We start from the raw sequence: 15,314 nt of genomic DNA on the forward strand, positions 1-15,314 counted from the left end.
AAAACGCCATTACCGATGGGTGTCTTCGTCTTGCAGCAGGCTAAGATAACTCTCGTAACGGGGCAATGCAATCTTTCCTTTTTTTACAGCCTCCTGCACGGCGCAGCCGGGTTCGTTTACGTGTACGCAGTTGTGGAAACGGCATTTGTTCAGGCGTTCACGCATCTCGGGGAAGTAGTGAGCAATTTCCTCGCGCTTCATCTCCACCACGCCCAGTTCTTTTATGCCGGGCGTGTCAATGAGGTACGTGCCGGGCGCCACTTCAAACATCTCCGCGAAGGTGGTGGTGTGCACGCCTTTGTCTGAGAACGCTGAGATCTCGGAGGTTTTCAGATCCAGGTCCGGTACCAGGACGTTCACTAACGTACTTTTCCCCACGCCGGAGTGACCCGAGAAAAGCGTCACTTTATCGGCCAGCAAGCTTTGCACCTGGTCCAATCCTTCGCCAGTGTGCGCCGAGAGGGCGTAGCACGGGTACCCGATCTGCTCATACAACTGCGCTACCTGTTTCAGGTAACCCAGGGCTTCCTCATCGTACAAATCAATCTTGTTGAAGAGCAGCGTGGCCGGAATGTCATACGCCTCGGCGGTGACCAGAAACCGGTCGATAAACCCGAACGAGGTACGTGGCGACACCAAGGTGACCACCAGAAACGCCTGGTCCAGGTTGGAGGCCACAATGTGAGCGTGGTGCGCCTTGTGCGTGGATTTCCGGATGATGTAGTTGCGGCGCGGCGTGATCTCAGTGATGACCGCCTGCTGCTCGCCGCCCTCGGGTTCCAGCGTCACTTCATCGCCCACGGCAATGGGGTTGCTTACTTTTAAGCCCTTGTTTTTGAATTTACCGCGCAAACGGCATTTGTACAGCTGCCCGTCTGCGTGCGAGCGTACCAAATACCAGGAGCCGGTTGATTTTACTACTGTGCCTTTCATGCTTGGGGCGAAGGTAACCAATATTCCAACGAAGTTAAGATACGCTCCGTAGCCCCAGCCTGTTTTTGTAGATACGCCCGCGTCGCCGATTTGATTTTCTCCCGCTTGGCCGGGTTCTGGTGCAGCTCAGTGAACGTTTTGGTCAATTCCTGGGTAGAACGTACCGAAAACGCCACGCCCGCCTCTATCAAGTCCTGCGCCTCCTGGAACTTGGCATACTTAGGCCCAAAGAAAATAGGCGGACCAAATGCAGCAGGTTCCAGCGTGTTGTGCAACCCTTTCCCGAAAGCCCCGCCCACGTAAACATAATCACTGTACTGGTAGAGGCTGGAGAGCATACCAATGTTATCAATGAGCAGAATGCGGTACTTGGCAACCGTAGCAGCATCTGCCTGGGAGTAGCGAATGGCTTGGCCGGGGAACTGCGTTTCTATTTCGCTCAGCTCTTTGTCTTTGATTTCGTGCGGCGCCAGAATGTACTTGAGCGTGGGCAGCTGTTCCTGCATGAAGGGGAGCAGCACCTCCAAGTCCTCGGGCCAGCTGCTGCCTATGACCATCATGGGAGCATTGGCTTTGAAGGCCTGCGCAATGGGAATCTGCTTCGCGTTTTGGGCGTTCTGCAGCACGCGGTCCACGCGGGTATCGCCGGCCAGGCTCACGTTGGTGAAGTTGATACCAACCAGCAGCTCCGCCGATTCCTGATTCTGCGTATAAATGTGCGTGAAGCGTTCCAGAATGCGCCGGTAGAACGCTCCATTTTTCCTGAAGTAAATCTGGTTAGGCCGGAAAATGGCCGAGATGGAAAACAGCGGAATGTTCTGTTGGCGCAGCGCACGGGTGTAATGGTGCCAGAACTCGTATTTTACAAAGACCGCCAGCTTGGGTTGCACCAGCGAGACAAAACGTTGGGCGTTCTCCTTGGTGTCCAGCGGCAGGTAGAAGATGTAATCGGCGTGGGCGTAGTTTTTCCGGACTTCGTAGCCCGAAGGCGAGAAAAACGTCACCAGAATCTTATAGGCAGGAAAACGCTGCTTGAAGGCTTCTATCAACGGACGGCCCTGCTCAAACTCCCCCAGACTGGCGCAGTGGAACCACGCCACGGGGGCGGTGTTGCCCTCCATTTTCCGGCCGATTTCCTCAAAAACCTCTTTCCGTCCATTCACCCACTGGGCGGCTTTAGGTAGAAATGGAGCCGCCAGGCGTACTCCCAATCCGTAGGCCCTTACCCCAACTTCGTACAGAATCTTTGACATCTTTTACCGGGTTAAATCTGGTGCTAACGTGGAACGCAGGGCAGCTAAGCCAATAAGAGCGGGCTGCCGATGCCGTAAAGATACGGCGGAAACTCAAGGTTGAGGCAGGAGCAACGTTATTTAACCTTGTTGTCACTCCTAACGCTATCGTTTCAGGCACGTGCAACCAACTTATTTTCGGCCTCCTTTCTGAAAAACAGCCCCAGAACAGAAGCCAAGCAAGGGCCAGAATCAGCCTCTCTGTTTCTGACCTGGTTTCGGGAAAAGGGCATGAAAAAAGCCCCCGCTGAGGGCGGAGGCTTTCTGGTTCATATACCGGGGAGGCTTAGTGTTTCGCCAGGTAGTTGGAAACTCCCTCGTGGGTAGCTTGCATGGCTTCTTTGCCTTCTTCCCAGTTGGCAGGGCAAACTTCGCCTTTCTCTTCAAAGTACTGCAGGGCGTCTACCATGCGCAGGGCTTCGTCAATGCTGCGGCCCAGTGGCATGTCGTTCACTACCTGGTGACGTACCACACCTTCTTTGTCGATCAGGAACAGACCGCGGTAAGCAACTGGCTCACCCACGAAGATCAGTTCACCGGCCTCGTTGTAGTCATAGTGACCAGCCAGCACGTCGTAGTTCGCAGAGATGGTTTTAGCAGCATCAGCTACCAGCGGATAGGTTACGCCTTCAATACCGCCTTTGTCGCGAGGGGTGTTCAACCAAGCCCAGTGCGACTGGTGGGTGTCAGTAGAGCAACCTACCACGGCCACCCCTTTGCGGGTGAACTCTTCCAGACGGTCCTGGAACGCGATGATTTCAGTAGGACACACAAAGGTGAAGTCCATTGGGTAGAAGAAGAACAGCACGTGCTGCTTTCCTACGTATTGGTCTAGAGAGAAATCCTCTACAAATTCTAGATCTGCTACCGCAGTAGCTTTGAAAGAAGGTGCTTTTTTACCTACTAAAACTGCCATGTTTACTTAAATAAAATTTAAAGTGTTGTCAGAAAAAGCGTTATGGTCCATTTGAACCATCTCCGATTTTGCGAGTGCAAAGGTACGGCACCACTGCTTACCCTGCAATAAAGAAAAAATATGAGTGCAGCGTTGGCAAACTGCCCGTGGTTTCCTCTATGAAAGCAAGGTGTGTACCTAAAGGTTTGAGTTTCGTTGGTTCTCTCACTGAACTAACCCTGTTTTAGGCCCAGTTTCGGGAAAACAGCCCCAAAACGATGCCGGTAGACAAAGAGTCAAGAGCGTAGAAGCCTCAATGCGGAAAGTCTTCGGTGGGGCGGCACACAAACTGGAAAGTGTTTCGGCTGCGCTGCTCCAGCAGAATTTCTTTTCCGTTGGTGAGTTTCTCCAGGCTGGGCTGATCGTAGTTCTTGATGGTGAACAGGTGCAGCGGTTGGTTGTAGAGGATCACGAACTCATCGGCCAGGTGAGTTTTTAAGGCTTCCAGTCGGTCGTCGTCGGTGTCCACGCAGGTGGAGAAAGAAATGGCCGAGTTCTGCATCATGTTGATCTTAAGCCGGTGCTGGCTGAGGGCCTGGAAGATGCTGCTCAGGTGCTGCTCAGAGATAAACCCGAAATCTTTGGTATGAAAGGAAAGCAGACTTTGGTTCTGTTTCAGGATGAAGGACGGCGCAATGCGGTCGTGCTGGCAGTTCCAGATCACGGTGCCGGGCTCCTGCGGGTGCAGAAAGGATTTCACGTACAGCGGAATGCACTTTTTGGCCAGTGGCTGCACGGTTTTAGGGTGAATGACCGAGGCCCCGTAATACGCCATCTCAATGGCTTCCTGGTAGGCAATTTCCTCGTAACGTATGGTGTCCTGGAACAGTTTGGGATCAGCGTTCAGCAGGCCGGGCACGTCTTTCCAGATGGTGAGCGACTGCGCCTGCAAACAATACGCGAAAATGGCAGCGCTGTAGTCTGAGCCTTCACGGCCCAGCGTGGTGGTTTCGCCTTGGGCGGTTGCGCCAATGAACCCTTGGGTAATGATGGGCTTCTCCTGTAGAATAGAGGGAATGTGCTGGCTGATCTGCTGCTCGGTCCAGGCCCAGTCAATACGGCCTTCGCGCCAGGTGTCATCGGTGCGCAGGTAGTCACGGCAATCTAGCCAGTGGTTATGGTAACCCTGGCTGCACAGGTAATAATGCAAAATCTGGCTGGAGAGCAACTCCCCCCGGCTGATGATCTGGTCATATTGCCGGTCAAAGTCCTGTGAAACCACCTCTTTCAAAAGTCGCTCTAAATCACTATATTGTTGCTGAAGGGCAGCATACACCGGATGATCTTCCTCCGGAAACAACTCCTTTACAATGCCCCCGTGGTAGTCCTTTATCTCTTGTAAAGTGCCGGAGTAGTCTTGGTTCCGGTACGCTTCTTTGAATACTTTTTCCAGTGCATTGGTGGTTTTTCCCATAGCAGAAACCACCACCAACGGTTTTTCACTACTGTCTAACCCAGAGAGGATATGAAAGATATTCCTGAAAGCTGCCGCATCTTTCACAGATGCTCCTCCAAATTTAAAAACTGTCATTTGTGAGTAGGTATTTTGATGTTTTGTTAATGATGGTGGTTTTTATTAGGTCTAAATTATTAAGTTTGTAAATAATTCATTCCGTTTATCTTTATTCTACCCATTTATCTACCTAATCCTATGACACTAAAAGAAAACCTGGCCTTACCAGTAGGCACCACCCTGGACCGTTTTATCATGCGGAAACAAGAGGATTTTCCGTTTGCCACTGGTGAATTATCTCAGTTGCTCCGCGACATCGCGTTGGCTGCGAAGATTGTGAACCGTGCCATCAATCATGCCGGCCTGACCGACATTGGAGGTGCGTACGGGAAACAGAACGTGCAAGGCGAAGACCAGCAGAAATTGGATGTGGTGGCAAATATCAGGTTCATACGGGCATTAAGGAATGGGGGAGAAGTGTGTGCCATCATTTCAGAGGAGGAAGATGAAATGATCTTGACCGGCAACAACAAAGGTAAATACATTGTGGCCATTGATCCGCTGGATGGTTCCTCTAATATTGATGTAAACGTATCCATCGGGACCATTTTCTCTATTTACCGCCGCATATCAGAGCAGGGCACAGAACCTACCCTGGAAGACTGCTTCCAGCGAGGCACCGAGCAGGTAGCGGCTGGGTACATTATCTACGGCTCCAGCACCATGCTGGTGTATACCACCGGTAACGGCGTGAATGGATTTACCTATGAAACCTCGCTGGGGGAATTCTTTTTGTCACATCCCAATATCACCATTCCGCAGAACGGCAGCATCTACTCAGTGAACGAAGGTGGTTTCAACCATTTCCCCGAGGGGATCAAGCACTACGTGGAGCTTTGCCGCGTGCGCAACTATGCCGCCCGCTATATTGGCTCTTTGGTAGCCGATTTCCACCGGAACCTCATGAAGGGCGGGATCTACATGTACCCGAACACCCTGAAATCGCCGGGCGGAAAACTGAGACTGTTGTATGAGTGCAACGCCCTGTCTTTTATTGTAGAGCAAGCCGGCGGGAAAGCCTCTGACGGAAGAAACCGCATTCTGGAGCTGCAGCCTTCTGACCTGCACCAGCGCTGCACCTTCTACATCGGCTCCAAAGAAATGGTAGACGAGGTAGAATCTTTGTTGGTAGCCAGAGAAAGAACCAGCAGAAGAACTGCCCTCTTAATGGAAGAATAGAATAACCCTGAATAAAAAGAGAAGGCCCTTGTTCATTGAACAAGGGCCTTCTCTTTTTATCTTAATAACAATTACTCGGCAGACTCAGCAGGGGCGTCTTTCTCCTCCGTTGCCGGAGTTGCCTCAGTGGCTTCTGCTTGGGTGTAAGGCACAAACTGGTTCACCAGTTGGTACCACTGCACCAGTTTCTTCATGTCTGATGCATATACGCGGTCCTCGTCATAATCTGGAAGAACCGATTCCACGAACGAAGCTAATTCTTGGGTGCTGGATTTAGGGTTCACTGGCAAATCAGAGCCGTATTTTGTTCTGATTCTGTCAAAAACCTCCGCCAGCGGAACAGTGTGGTCTGCGTCGTTGGTGTACATGGAGATTTCCTGCAGAATAGAAACACGGTTCCGGGCCTGAGCCACGCTCCGAACTGGTTTTTCGGCAAGGCTTTCTACAATGATTCCATTGCGGGTTGGCGCTACAATCTTGTAAAGGCCCGGCATACCGGAAATGGAAGCGATATCTTTCAGGTCAAATGACATACAAATAAATGAGGTTATGTTGATTGATTAGAGTTTGAAGTTTACGGGTACGCTGTACTGTTGGCTGTACCCCGGGGCGTTGAACTTAAGCAGTTTTACCACCCGCAGTGCTTCCTGGCCGGTACCGCCGCCAAATTCTTTCAGGATCTTGGCATTGGTGATGGAGCCATCTTCCTGCAGGGTAAACCCAATGATGCACTGCCCTTGCATGCGGTTACGCTTGGCTAAAGCCGGGTACTGGATGTTGCGCTGGATGTGCGCCACCAGAGAATCCTGACCGCCGGTGTAATGCTCTGCTACCGGTAATTTACCGTTTTGCGCAGCCGCTGGTTTGCCTGTCTGTGCCTGTGAAGTGAATGCGCCTGCGGTGCAGAAAGCGAAAAAGGCGCCTACTAGAATGTGTTTTACTTTCATTTTGTAAAAATAAGCTTAAAGATGCGTTACGCTTGACGCTCCTCGTGGTACCGTTTGTTTACGTCACTTATGAACTGCAGAATCTCCTCCCGGCCTTCTTTGGTAGAAGAAGAACTCTTCATGTACATAGGTAACTCCTCCCAGGTCTCCCGCAGCGACTTCATATAGAAAGCAATGTTCGCATCAGTTTTCGTGCCAGATTGCTTATCGGTTTTCGTGAAGATAAGCACAAAGGGAACACCCATGGTTCCCAGCAGTTCCATAAATTCCAGGTCGGGCTTCTGGGGTGGGAGCCTGGAGTCAATCAGCACAAAGACGCACGCCAGGTTAGATCTGTTTTGCAGGTAGTAAATAATCATTTTCCGCCATTGCTCCCTGGACTCCTTGCTTACTTTGGCCCAGCCGTAACCCGGTAAATCCACCAGGAACCATTCATCGTTGATCAGGAAATGGTTAATGAGCTGGGTCTTGCCCGGGAACGAGGAGGTTTTGGCCAACTTGAGCCGGTTGGTAAGCATGTTGATCAGAGAAGACTTACCCACGTTTGAACGGCCAATAAACGCGTATTCTGGTAGGTCTGTCTGAGGGCACAGGTCAGCACGGGTGTTGCTGGTAATAAACTTCGCTTCTTTGATGACCATATTCACTACATACGTTTATTGATAAATACAAAGGTACCAAATAAACGCGAACCCTATTAAATTAATGGAACAGGTCAATTGTAGCGGTAAATACGCAAGAAATAGTAACCATTTAGTACGTTTTGGAGTATCGTAGGGCGAATACGGCCAGTAAATATGATTATAAAAGAAGTACCTTCCGGGGCCTAGCAGGACTAAACTAATATCTTTGTTGTAATAATTTTGATATAGAAAATTAGAATTTTACGATTTTTGAATATTATTGTAGTTCTATTTACCAGAACAGGCAGCTGAAACAAAAGTAATTATAGACCTTACACATACATATTTCTCGTTTTTGCGCTCATTAGAAGCTACTATACCTAAACCTTTACACTATGAATCACTTAGACAGGCGGTTGTTTAGAACATCTTTTTTATTTCTGACACTGTTTCTCATGGCTTCCACAGTCATGGCTCAGAGTACGCGTAAGCTTATCCGGAGTGGAGATAAATTTTTTAACCAAGCAAATTTCCGGGCGGCGCTTCCTTACTATGAGCGTGCATTGGAGCGTGATCCAAATAATGCCAAGGCAATGTATCGGGCGGGTATCAGCTTGATCGCTTTTGATAAAGAGAAAGCAAGCGAGTACATCTACAAGGCTTACAGAATGAAGCCAAAAGTGGAGAAAGACGTGCTGTACTGGCTTGGCCGCGTTGACCTGGTGAACTACGAGTTTGACAACGCCATCAAGAATGCCCAGGCTTACCAGGCCACCCTTGGCAAGCGTGACGATGAAGGAAAAGAGCAGGCTGCCTTGCTTATTCAGCACGCCCGTAACGCCAAAAGAGAAGTTGGTAACCCTAAAGATGTGTTCGTGAAGAACCTGGGACCAACGGTAAACACTCCTTACTCAGAGCACAGCCCGGTTATCTCTTCAGATGATAACTACCTACTTTTTACATCTCGTAGTGCCAGCGTAACCGGTGGTAAAGAAGCAGAAGATGGTGAGTATTTTGAGGATATCTTTGAAACCCGCCGTTTAGGTCAGGATTCATGGGAAACTCCTAAATCTTTGAGCGGCCGTTTGAACGGTACCGGTCACGACGCTTCTATCCAGTTGTTTGACAATGACACCAAATTGTTGATGTACCGCCAGGATGAAGGTGGTGATATCTTCATGACCAGCCGCGATGGTGGCGACTGGGGCCAGCCACAAAAGCTGAACAGAAACATCAACTCTAAAGGTTTTGAAAGCGATGCCTTCATCACCAGAGACGGTAGCACCCTGTACTTCTCAACCAGCCAGTTCTCTCAGAACGGTGACCTGGACATCTACTACGCTAAGCGTCAGCCAAACGGTGAGTGGGGTACACCTAAAAACTTCGGTAACGGTGTAAACACTCCTTACGATGAAGACAGCCCTTACTTCACGCCAGATGGTTTGACTATGTACTTCAGCTCACGCGGTCACAACACCATGGGTGGTTATGACATCTTCACCATGAAGTTTGACACCGTGGCCCGCCGTTGGAGCAGACCTCAGAACATGGGTTATCCAGTGAATACGCCAGATGATGATACGTACTACCGCTTAAGCCCAGATGGTTCTTACGCGTACCTGTCTTCTTACCGCATGGGTGGTTACGGCGAGAAAGATATCTACACCATCAACTACATCCGCAACGCTACGGTGCGTGGTCATGTGTACAGCCTGCGTGACTCAACTATCATCCCAGGTGTAGAGCTTGTATTCTCTGGTAAAACCGCTAACAACACCCCATTGGAGTACCGCGATGTAACCAAGCCAGATTCTGGTAACTATCAGGTAAATGTGCTTTCTGCCCGTCCGTACCAAGTAACGTTGTCTAGAGACGGCAAGACTATCGCTACTGAGCAGTATGAAGTGCCTTTGTCTTTGAGCGATACCACTGTATTTGAGAAAGATTTCTACATCGCGTTTGAAGACACCACCGGAGTTGGAGTTGGCGCTTACGCCTTTAAGCGTATCTACTATGACACTGACAAATACAACCTGCGCCCTGAGTCTATCCGGGAGTTGGATAACATTGCCAGAGTCCTGAAAGCGAACCCAACCCTGCGTATCTCCATTGACGGTCACTGCGACTCTCGTGCCTCAGATGAGTACAACATCACTCTTGGTGAGAACCGTGCGTTGGCGGCTTACAACTACCTGATTCAGCAAGGTATCCCAAGCAACCGCATGATTACCGTGAGCTACGGCGAGCGTCGTCCGGCTGCTCCAAATACTTCACCTGAGAACATGCAGTTGAACCGTAGAACTGAGTTCAACGTGATCAAACGTGCTGACGAGCAGCAATAAAAAGCGTTTCTGAGCTGTTTTTCAGAAAACTGCCCATAAAAGAGCCCCGGCCAAATGGTCGGGGCTCTTTATTTATGAGGGGGCAGAACACAACATAATGCAGAAAATGTAGTTTATCCATAGTAGCTTTGCCCTCTACAATTAAACTAGTACATGTCAGTAGTTCCATATAAAGACCAGGAAGCCGGAAAGAAAACGCAGGTGGCCCAGATGTTTAACAGCATTGCCAAACGCTATGATTTTCTGAACCACTTCCTAAGTGCGGGGGTAGACATTTACTGGCGCAAAAGGGCGGTGAAACTATTGGCGCGGGTTAAACCGCAGGTGATATTGGACATTGCTACTGGTACCGGTGATTTCGCCCTGGAAACGCTTAAACTCAAACCCAGGCAGATTGTGGGCATTGATATCTCGGAGGGCATGCTGGAGGTAGGCCGCGAGAAAATCAGCAAGCGCGGGGTAAGCAATGTGATTCAGCTGCAGTTAGGCGATTCTGAGAACATCCAGTTCCCGGACAATCATTTTGATGCCATCACCGTTGCCTTTGGGGTACGTAACTTTGAGAACCTGGAGAAAGGCCTGTCTGAGATGCTGCGGGTGTTGAAGCCCGGCGGCATGGCCGTGATCCTGGAGTTTTCTAAGCCGCAAACCTTCCCCATGAAACAAGGGTATAATTTTTACTTCAAGCATATCTTACCGGTTTTCGGGAAACTGATCTCAAAAGATAATTCCGCCTACACATACCTGCCTGAGTCTGTTCAGGCGTTTCCAGACGGAAAAGACTTTATCAGCATTTTTCAGAAAATCGGCTTTAAAAACACAGAATGGCACTCTCTTACCTTCGGCATCAGCTCCATCTACATAGGAACAAAATAATTGCCTGCCTTCTTTTGGTCCTGGCAGGATTTAGCCAGCAGGCAGCAGCGCAAGGAAAACTGAAAAGCGAAAACCTACCCGGGTACGAGTTCAAAAGACTTCGTTGGGGATTTTCTCTGGGCGTGAACCATTCCTGGTATCAGTTGGAGCATTCCGATTACTATGTACAAAGGATTGATCCAAAGTCAGAAAACTATTCACCCTATTCAGCAAATCAGAAACCGGGCATTGGTTTCAATGTGAACTTTATTACAACCTATAGGTTATCTTCTCATTTTGTGTTACGGGCACAGCCTGGAGTTGGGTATCATAGCAGGGCTGTACAGTATAAGGGTCTTCCACCTGATCCAAGAATTGGTTTTGCTGGAGGAGATACGCTGCAAGAAGTAAATACCTTCTCCGGGGAGTTCCCTATTTTGGTAAAGTATGAGGCTAAACGCCGGAAGAACACCCAAATGTATTTCATTGCGGGTGTGAAGCCCTTGTTAGCAATTGGAGGTCAGAAGAAGACCGATGATGCTTTGCAAACCCGTTCTTTTGATTTTACTATTGAGTATGGAGTGGGATTAGATATGTTCTATCCGTTCTTCAAATTTGCGCCGGAGTTACGTTACTCAAGAGGAATCAGCAATATTCATAAGCCCGCTGATAACGCTTTCAACAACAGCATTCAGCAACTCAATACCAACACCATCACCCTTTACCTCAACTTTGAATAAGCTTTTATGGCGCAGAAAATAGCATTGGTAACCGGAGCCTCGTCAGGCATTGGCTGGGCAACTGCCGTTCAACTGGTACAGAAAGGATACAAAGTCATTGCCGCCGGTCGTCGGGCCGAAAGACTTCAGGAACTGATTCAGCAGTTGGGGCAGGAGAATGTATATCCCTTGCAGTTTGACGTGCGCGACAAAGACGCGGTGCACGCCGCCATTGCCGGTTTACCCGCCGAGTGGCGCTCCATTGAGGTGCTGATTAACAACGCGGGTAATGCCCACGGGCTGGCCCCCATCCAGAGCGGAAACGTGGAAGACTGGGATGCCATGCTGGACATCAACGTGAAGGGCTTGCTCTACGTGACCAAAGAGGTGCTGCCTATCATGATTGAGCGCAAAGCGGGCCACATTGTGAACATCGGCTCCATTGCCGGGCAGGAAGTGTACGCCAACGGAAACGTGTACTGCGCCAGCAAGTTCGCTGTGGATGCTTTGTCCAAAGCCATGCGCATTGACCTGGTGCACGAAGGAGTGAAAGTCTCTGAGGTAAACCCGGGCGCCGTGGAAACCGAGTTCTCTGAGGTACGGTTCAAAGGCGACAAAGCCCGGGCCGCCAGTGTGTACCAGGGTTTCGAGCCCTTAGTCGCCGATGACATCGCCCACCTGATCTTATTCATGGTCACTCGCCCCAAGCACGTGAACATTGCCGAGGTGACCATTCTGCCCACCGCGCAGGCGGCAGCTACCGTCATCAACAAACGGTAAACTCTCCCTACAAAACAAAAAGCCTCCGTTGGTTCAAATCAGCGGAGGCTTTTTGTTTTAAAGCTGTTTTGCCTAAAAGAGGCCAAAAACATTCCTGAAAAGATTTGCGTTGCAGAACCAATAAACCCCATCGCATGGAATTCAGGAAGATTAAGGAAACGTGCCTCTACGTGCAGGATTTAGACCGCACCACCGCCTTCTACACCCAGGTGCTGGGGCTTCCCGTGATTGGGCAGGTGGCCGGCCGGCACGTGTTCTTCAGGGCAGGTACCTCGGTGCTGTTATGCTTCAACTCCCAAGTGACCCGTGAGATTAAAAACCTCCCGCCCCATTACGGAGAGGGACACTTGCATCTTGCTTTTGAGTGCGAACCAGAGGAGTACCAACCCTGGAAAGACAAACTTACCCAAGCCGGAATTTCCATTGAGCACGAGCAATCCTGGCCGCACGAGCGCAAATCCTTTTACTTCCGGGATCCCGACCAGCACCTGTTGGAGATTGTGGTGCCCGGCATCTGGGGCGATTAACCCACTCTCATTTTAAGGCTATTTTCTTGAGAACGGGCCCGAAACAGCTACAAATTTTTCTTGATTTGCTGTAGAACCTCGGGGTTGATCTCGTGCTTGCCCTCAAAGGTGATGATCTCGGGTTCCAGTCCTGCGGCCCGCACGCGGGTTAACTGCTCCTGCACTTTTTCATCGGCCACGAAAGGATCTTGGAGGCCATACACGTAGGAGAGTTTGGTGTGGGCCAGTGCTTGCCGGGCCGAGGCCATTTCCATATCCTCGGGGAACATGCCGGCCCAGAGCACCAGCCTGGTAACCGGCCATTGGGCTTGCGCCAGCCAGCGGCACACAGTGGCCCCGCCTTGCGAAAAGCCCAGCACGTGCAGTGTTGCGTTGGGAGCCTCCTGCAGCGCCGTTTCCCGCACCAGATTCAGATAAGAGACGTAATCCGAGATCTCGTGCAGGCGCTCCTCCTTCGTCATCCAGGTGGCACCTACTCGGCCTGAGACGCCTTCCAGGTAAAATCTGGAGTTCGCCTCCGGGGCCAGCACGGCGGTGTGTTCATCCACCAGTCCTTCAAAGTGCCGGATGAAATAACGCGCTAACTGGCCGTAGCCGTGGCAGACTATCCAGAGGTGTTGGGTTTCGGCGGAAAGCGTTCCGGCCTGGTACAGATGCGCGGTGCGGGGTACTTGCAGCGTTCGGTGTTGAGCAGCCACTTTACAGGTTTTCTTTGGTGAAAGTAAACGGCAGCAGGTCACCGGCTGATTGGAACCGAACTACCTTGCCGTCATGGGACTGCATCAATAGTTTAAAGGGCGAGTTCTGCCGATGTTCGTACTCCGCCATTACTTGGCGGCAGGAACCACACGGACAAGCAGGCACAAAATAATCTTCATGCCGACGCCTGGCCGTCACCGCCAGGATTTCTATCTTCTGTTTGGGATAATTGGAGCCTACGCCAAACAGCAGCGTCCTTTCGGCGCAAAGCCCCGAGGGGTACGCAGCGTTTTCCTGGTTGGTGCCCTGGTGGGTACTTCCGTCTGAAAGGAGCAGGGCCGCGCCTACCAGAAAGTTGGAGTAGGGGGCGTAGGCGTTATCGGTGGCTTGCTGGGCAAGTTGCAGGATGTGGCGTTCCTGCGGAGTTAATTCTTCGGGGGAAGACACTACCTCATAGGTAATGGTAAGCTGTACTTGTTCTATCATAAGGTGCGGTTTCCGCACGGTATCGTACGGGAGCCAAAGATAATAAGTGGCTTGGAAAATGCAACCAGGGTTGTCTGGCCCGCAAAAAATGCCCATTTTAGGACGCAAACCCTTTCCCGCACTATGAAACGAATCCTGCTCCTGGGCGCTGGCCGCTCTGCCTCGGTCCTCATTGACTACCTGCTTTCCAATGCGTCGCAGCACAACTGGCAAATCGCCATTGGCGATGTTTCAGTGCATCACCTGGAAACCAAGCTGCGGCCGTACCCACAGACCAGGGCTTTCGCGTTTGATGTGCAGAACCAGGACCAGCGGATTGAGGAGATCGCCCAGGTGGAGGTGGTCATCTCTATGTTGCCCGCCTTGTTTCATCCTCTGGTGGCCGAGACGTGCCTGGCGCTGGGCAAACACCTGATCACGGCGTCGTATGTGCCGCCTCAAATCAAAGCGATGGAACCCGAGGTGAAAGCCAAAGGGCTCACTTTCCTGATGGAGTGCGGCCTGGACCCGGGCATCGACCACATGTCGGCCATGAAGATCATCCACCACATCAAGGGGCAGGGCGGCACGGTTACCTCGTTCAAATCGTTCACCGGCGGGTTGATGGCCCCGGAATCGGACACCAATCCCTGGCACTACAAGTTCACGTGGAACCCGCGCAACGTGATTCTGGCCGGGCAGGGCACCGCCCGCTACATGGAGAACGGCGCCTACAAGTACATCCCGTACCAACAGTTGTTCCGCCGCACCCAGACGTTTCAGGTAGACGGGTTCGGGGCGTTTGACGGCTACGCCAACCGCGATTCCCTCAGCTACCGCGATCCCTACGGTTTGCACAAGATCCCAACCATGCTACGGGGAACGTTGCGCCGGCCCGGCTACTGCCAGGCGTGGCAGGTGTTGGTGCAACTGGGCCTTACGGATGACTCTTATCCGCTGGAAGACTCGGTGAACATGACCTACCGGCAACTGGTGGAGAGTTTCCTGCCCGTTTCGGCTGATTCCCTCTCCTTAAGAGAACGCGTGGCGCATTACGTGGGCCTCGCCCCAGATGCTCAGGAATTGCAACTGGTGGAATGGACCGGTTTGTTTGACGAGGTACCGATAGGGGTGGAGAATGCCACACCGGCCCAGGCCCTGGAGAAACTGCTGGTACAACGCTGGAATCTTAGCCCCGGCGACAAGGACATGATTGTGATGCTGCACCAGTTTGAGTACGAACTGAACGGCGAACAAAAGAAACTGACTTCCTCGCTGGTGGTATTGGGCGATGACGAGGTGCAGACCGCCATGGCCAAAACCGTGGGCCTGCCCGTAGGCATCGCTACCAAACTGCTGCTGGAAGGGAAACTGACCTCCACGGGCGTAGTAGTGCCCCTGCAAGCGGACCTCTACGAACCCATTCTGACGGAACTGGAACAGCACGGCGTCACCTTCACCGAAAAGGAAGAATAGGATAAACCA

16 protein-coding genes are annotated in these 15,314 nt (G+C 51.2%); 7 read left to right on the plus strand and 9 right to left on the minus strand.

Annotated elements, in window-relative coordinates:
- Window positions 1-9: 9 nt before the first annotated feature.
- The 4 genes from rsgA to JT719_RS20490 all read right to left on the minus strand — a co-directional run bounded on the left by rsgA (window position 10) and on the right by JT719_RS20490 (window position 4,711).
- Window positions 10-933, minus strand: a complete 924-nt coding sequence (gene rsgA, locus JT719_RS20475; protein WP_207435621.1) for a ribosome small subunit-dependent GTPase A — start codon at window positions 931-933, stop codon at window positions 10-12.
- Window positions 930-2,186: a 3-deoxy-D-manno-octulosonic acid transferase gene (locus JT719_RS20480; RefSeq protein WP_207435622.1), complete on the minus strand. Its 1,257-nt coding sequence runs from the start codon at window positions 2,184-2,186 to the stop codon at window positions 930-932. Before JT719_RS20480 ends, rsgA begins: the two co-directional genes overlap by 4 nt.
- Before the next feature lie 325 nt (window positions 2,187-2,511).
- On the minus strand, window positions 2,512-3,141 hold the full coding sequence (locus tag JT719_RS20485) for a peroxiredoxin (RefSeq protein WP_207435623.1): 630 nt from the start codon (window positions 3,139-3,141) through the stop codon (window positions 2,512-2,514).
- A gap of 292 nt (window positions 3,142-3,433) precedes the next feature.
- Window positions 3,434-4,711 (minus strand): aspartate kinase, encoded by a 1,278-nt coding sequence (locus JT719_RS20490; protein ID WP_207435624.1) that lies wholly within the window; start codon window positions 4,709-4,711, stop codon window positions 3,434-3,436.
- A 120-nt stretch (window positions 4,712-4,831) separates the two neighbouring features.
- Here JT719_RS20490 and fbp point away from each other — a divergent pair, with 120 nt between their 5' ends.
- Window positions 4,832-5,872 (plus strand): class 1 fructose-bisphosphatase, encoded by a 1,041-nt coding sequence (gene fbp, locus JT719_RS20495; protein WP_207435625.1) that lies wholly within the window; start codon window positions 4,832-4,834, stop codon window positions 5,870-5,872.
- Window positions 5,873-5,943: 71 nt separating this feature from the next.
- Here the strand turns inward: fbp and JT719_RS20500 are convergent, their stop codons facing one another.
- From JT719_RS20500 to yihA, 3 genes are read right to left on the minus strand one after another with little or no spacing between them, the layout of a single operon-like run.
- Complete coding sequence (locus JT719_RS20500) at window positions 5,944-6,405, minus strand: DUF5606 family protein (RefSeq protein WP_207435626.1); 462 nt, start codon at window positions 6,403-6,405, stop codon at window positions 5,944-5,946.
- Window positions 6,406-6,432: 27 nt separating this feature from the next.
- A complete protein-coding gene (locus JT719_RS20505; protein WP_207435627.1) occupies window positions 6,433-6,819 on the minus strand; it encodes an energy transducer TonB in 387 nt (128 codons plus the stop codon).
- Between the two features lie 26 nt (window positions 6,820-6,845).
- Entirely contained in the window at window positions 6,846-7,460 is a 615-nt protein-coding gene (gene yihA, locus JT719_RS20510) for a ribosome biogenesis GTP-binding protein YihA/YsxC (protein ID WP_207435628.1), read from the minus strand.
- 437 nt (window positions 7,461-7,897) lie between these two features.
- On the opposite strand from yihA, the gene JT719_RS20515 reads away from it, so the two are divergent.
- The 5 genes from JT719_RS20515 to JT719_RS20535 all read left to right on the plus strand — a co-directional run bounded on the left by JT719_RS20515 (window position 7,898) and on the right by JT719_RS20535 (window position 12,665).
- Window positions 7,898-9,784 (plus strand): OmpA family protein, encoded by a 1,887-nt coding sequence (locus tag JT719_RS20515; protein WP_242693387.1) that lies wholly within the window; start codon window positions 7,898-7,900, stop codon window positions 9,782-9,784.
- Between the two features lie 153 nt (window positions 9,785-9,937).
- Window positions 9,938-10,660: a bifunctional demethylmenaquinone methyltransferase/2-methoxy-6-polyprenyl-1,4-benzoquinol methylase UbiE gene (gene ubiE / locus JT719_RS20520; RefSeq protein ID WP_207435630.1), complete on the plus strand. Its 723-nt coding sequence runs from the start codon at window positions 9,938-9,940 to the stop codon at window positions 10,658-10,660.
- Window positions 10,609-11,379 (plus strand): type IX secretion/gliding motility protein PorT/SprT, encoded by a 771-nt coding sequence (porT, locus tag JT719_RS20525; protein WP_207435631.1) that lies wholly within the window; start codon window positions 10,609-10,611, stop codon window positions 11,377-11,379. The genes ubiE and porT overlap by 52 nt, the downstream gene beginning before the upstream one ends.
- A gap of 6 nt (window positions 11,380-11,385) precedes the next feature.
- Window positions 11,386-12,138, plus strand: a complete 753-nt coding sequence (locus tag JT719_RS20530; RefSeq protein WP_207435632.1) for an SDR family NAD(P)-dependent oxidoreductase — start codon at window positions 11,386-11,388, stop codon at window positions 12,136-12,138.
- Window positions 12,139-12,272: 134 nt separating this feature from the next.
- The gene (locus JT719_RS20535; RefSeq protein ID WP_207435633.1) at window positions 12,273-12,665 is read left to right on the plus strand and encodes a VOC family protein; all 393 of its coding nucleotides are present in this window, start codon (window positions 12,273-12,275) and stop codon (window positions 12,663-12,665) included.
- 47 nt (window positions 12,666-12,712) lie between these two features.
- On the opposite strand, the gene JT719_RS20540 is transcribed toward JT719_RS20535, so the two are convergent.
- Both JT719_RS20540 and cdd read right to left on the minus strand, forming a co-directional pair.
- A complete protein-coding gene (locus tag JT719_RS20540) occupies window positions 12,713-13,363 on the minus strand; it encodes an alpha/beta hydrolase (RefSeq protein WP_341350787.1) in 651 nt (216 codons plus the stop codon).
- A 1-nt stretch (window position 13,364) separates the two neighbouring features.
- Window positions 13,365-13,946: a cytidine deaminase gene (gene cdd, locus JT719_RS20545; protein WP_423227981.1), complete on the minus strand. Its 582-nt coding sequence runs from the start codon at window positions 13,944-13,946 to the stop codon at window positions 13,365-13,367.
- A gap of 27 nt (window positions 13,947-13,973) precedes the next feature.
- Here cdd and JT719_RS20550 point away from each other — a divergent pair, with 27 nt between their 5' ends.
- Window positions 13,974-15,305 carry a saccharopine dehydrogenase family protein gene (locus JT719_RS20550; RefSeq protein ID WP_207435635.1) on the plus strand — a complete coding sequence of 444 codons (1,332 nt, stop codon included), beginning with the start codon at window positions 13,974-13,976 and terminating at the stop codon, window positions 15,303-15,305.
- Window positions 15,306-15,314 lie beyond the last annotated feature (9 nt).

This window comes from Sabulibacter ruber (assembly GCF_017355955.1).
GTDB lineage: Bacteria > Bacteroidota > Bacteroidia > Cytophagales > Hymenobacteraceae > Nibribacter > Nibribacter ruber_A.

Excerpts from the sequence above, each read along its gene's own strand:
- rsgA (WP_207435621.1), bottom strand. The coding sequence starts at position 933 with ATGAAAGGCACAGTAGTAAAATCAACCGGCTCCTGGTATTTGGTACGC.
- JT719_RS20480 (WP_207435622.1), bottom strand. The coding sequence starts at position 2,186 with ATGTCAAAGATTCTGTACGAAGTTGGGGTAAGGGCCTACGGATTGGGA.
- JT719_RS20485 (WP_207435623.1), bottom strand. The coding sequence starts at position 3,141 with ATGGCAGTTTTAGTAGGTAAAAAAGCACCTTCTTTCAAAGCTACTGCG.
- JT719_RS20490 (WP_207435624.1), bottom strand. The coding sequence starts at position 4,711 with ATGACAGTTTTTAAATTTGGAGGAGCATCTGTGAAAGATGCGGCAGCT.
- fbp (WP_207435625.1), top strand. The coding sequence starts at position 4,832 with ATGACACTAAAAGAAAACCTGGCCTTACCAGTAGGCACCACCCTGGAC.
- JT719_RS20500 (WP_207435626.1), bottom strand. The coding sequence starts at position 6,405 with ATGTCATTTGACCTGAAAGATATCGCTTCCATTTCCGGTATGCCGGGC.
- JT719_RS20505 (WP_207435627.1), bottom strand. The coding sequence starts at position 6,819 with ATGAAAGTAAAACACATTCTAGTAGGCGCCTTTTTCGCTTTCTGCACC.
- yihA (WP_207435628.1), bottom strand. The coding sequence starts at position 7,460 with ATGGTCATCAAAGAAGCGAAGTTTATTACCAGCAACACCCGTGCTGAC.
- JT719_RS20515 (WP_242693387.1), top strand. The coding sequence starts at position 7,898 with ATGGCTTCCACAGTCATGGCTCAGAGTACGCGTAAGCTTATCCGGAGT.
- ubiE (WP_207435630.1), top strand. The coding sequence starts at position 9,938 with ATGTCAGTAGTTCCATATAAAGACCAGGAAGCCGGAAAGAAAACGCAG.
- porT (WP_207435631.1), top strand. The coding sequence starts at position 10,609 with ATGGCACTCTCTTACCTTCGGCATCAGCTCCATCTACATAGGAACAAA.
- JT719_RS20530 (WP_207435632.1), top strand. The coding sequence starts at position 11,386 with ATGGCGCAGAAAATAGCATTGGTAACCGGAGCCTCGTCAGGCATTGGC.
- JT719_RS20535 (WP_207435633.1), top strand. The coding sequence starts at position 12,273 with ATGGAATTCAGGAAGATTAAGGAAACGTGCCTCTACGTGCAGGATTTA.
- cdd (WP_423227981.1), bottom strand. The coding sequence starts at position 13,946 with ATGGGCATTTTTTGCGGGCCAGACAACCCTGGTTGCATTTTCCAAGCC.
- JT719_RS20550 (WP_207435635.1), top strand. The coding sequence starts at position 13,974 with ATGAAACGAATCCTGCTCCTGGGCGCTGGCCGCTCTGCCTCGGTCCTC.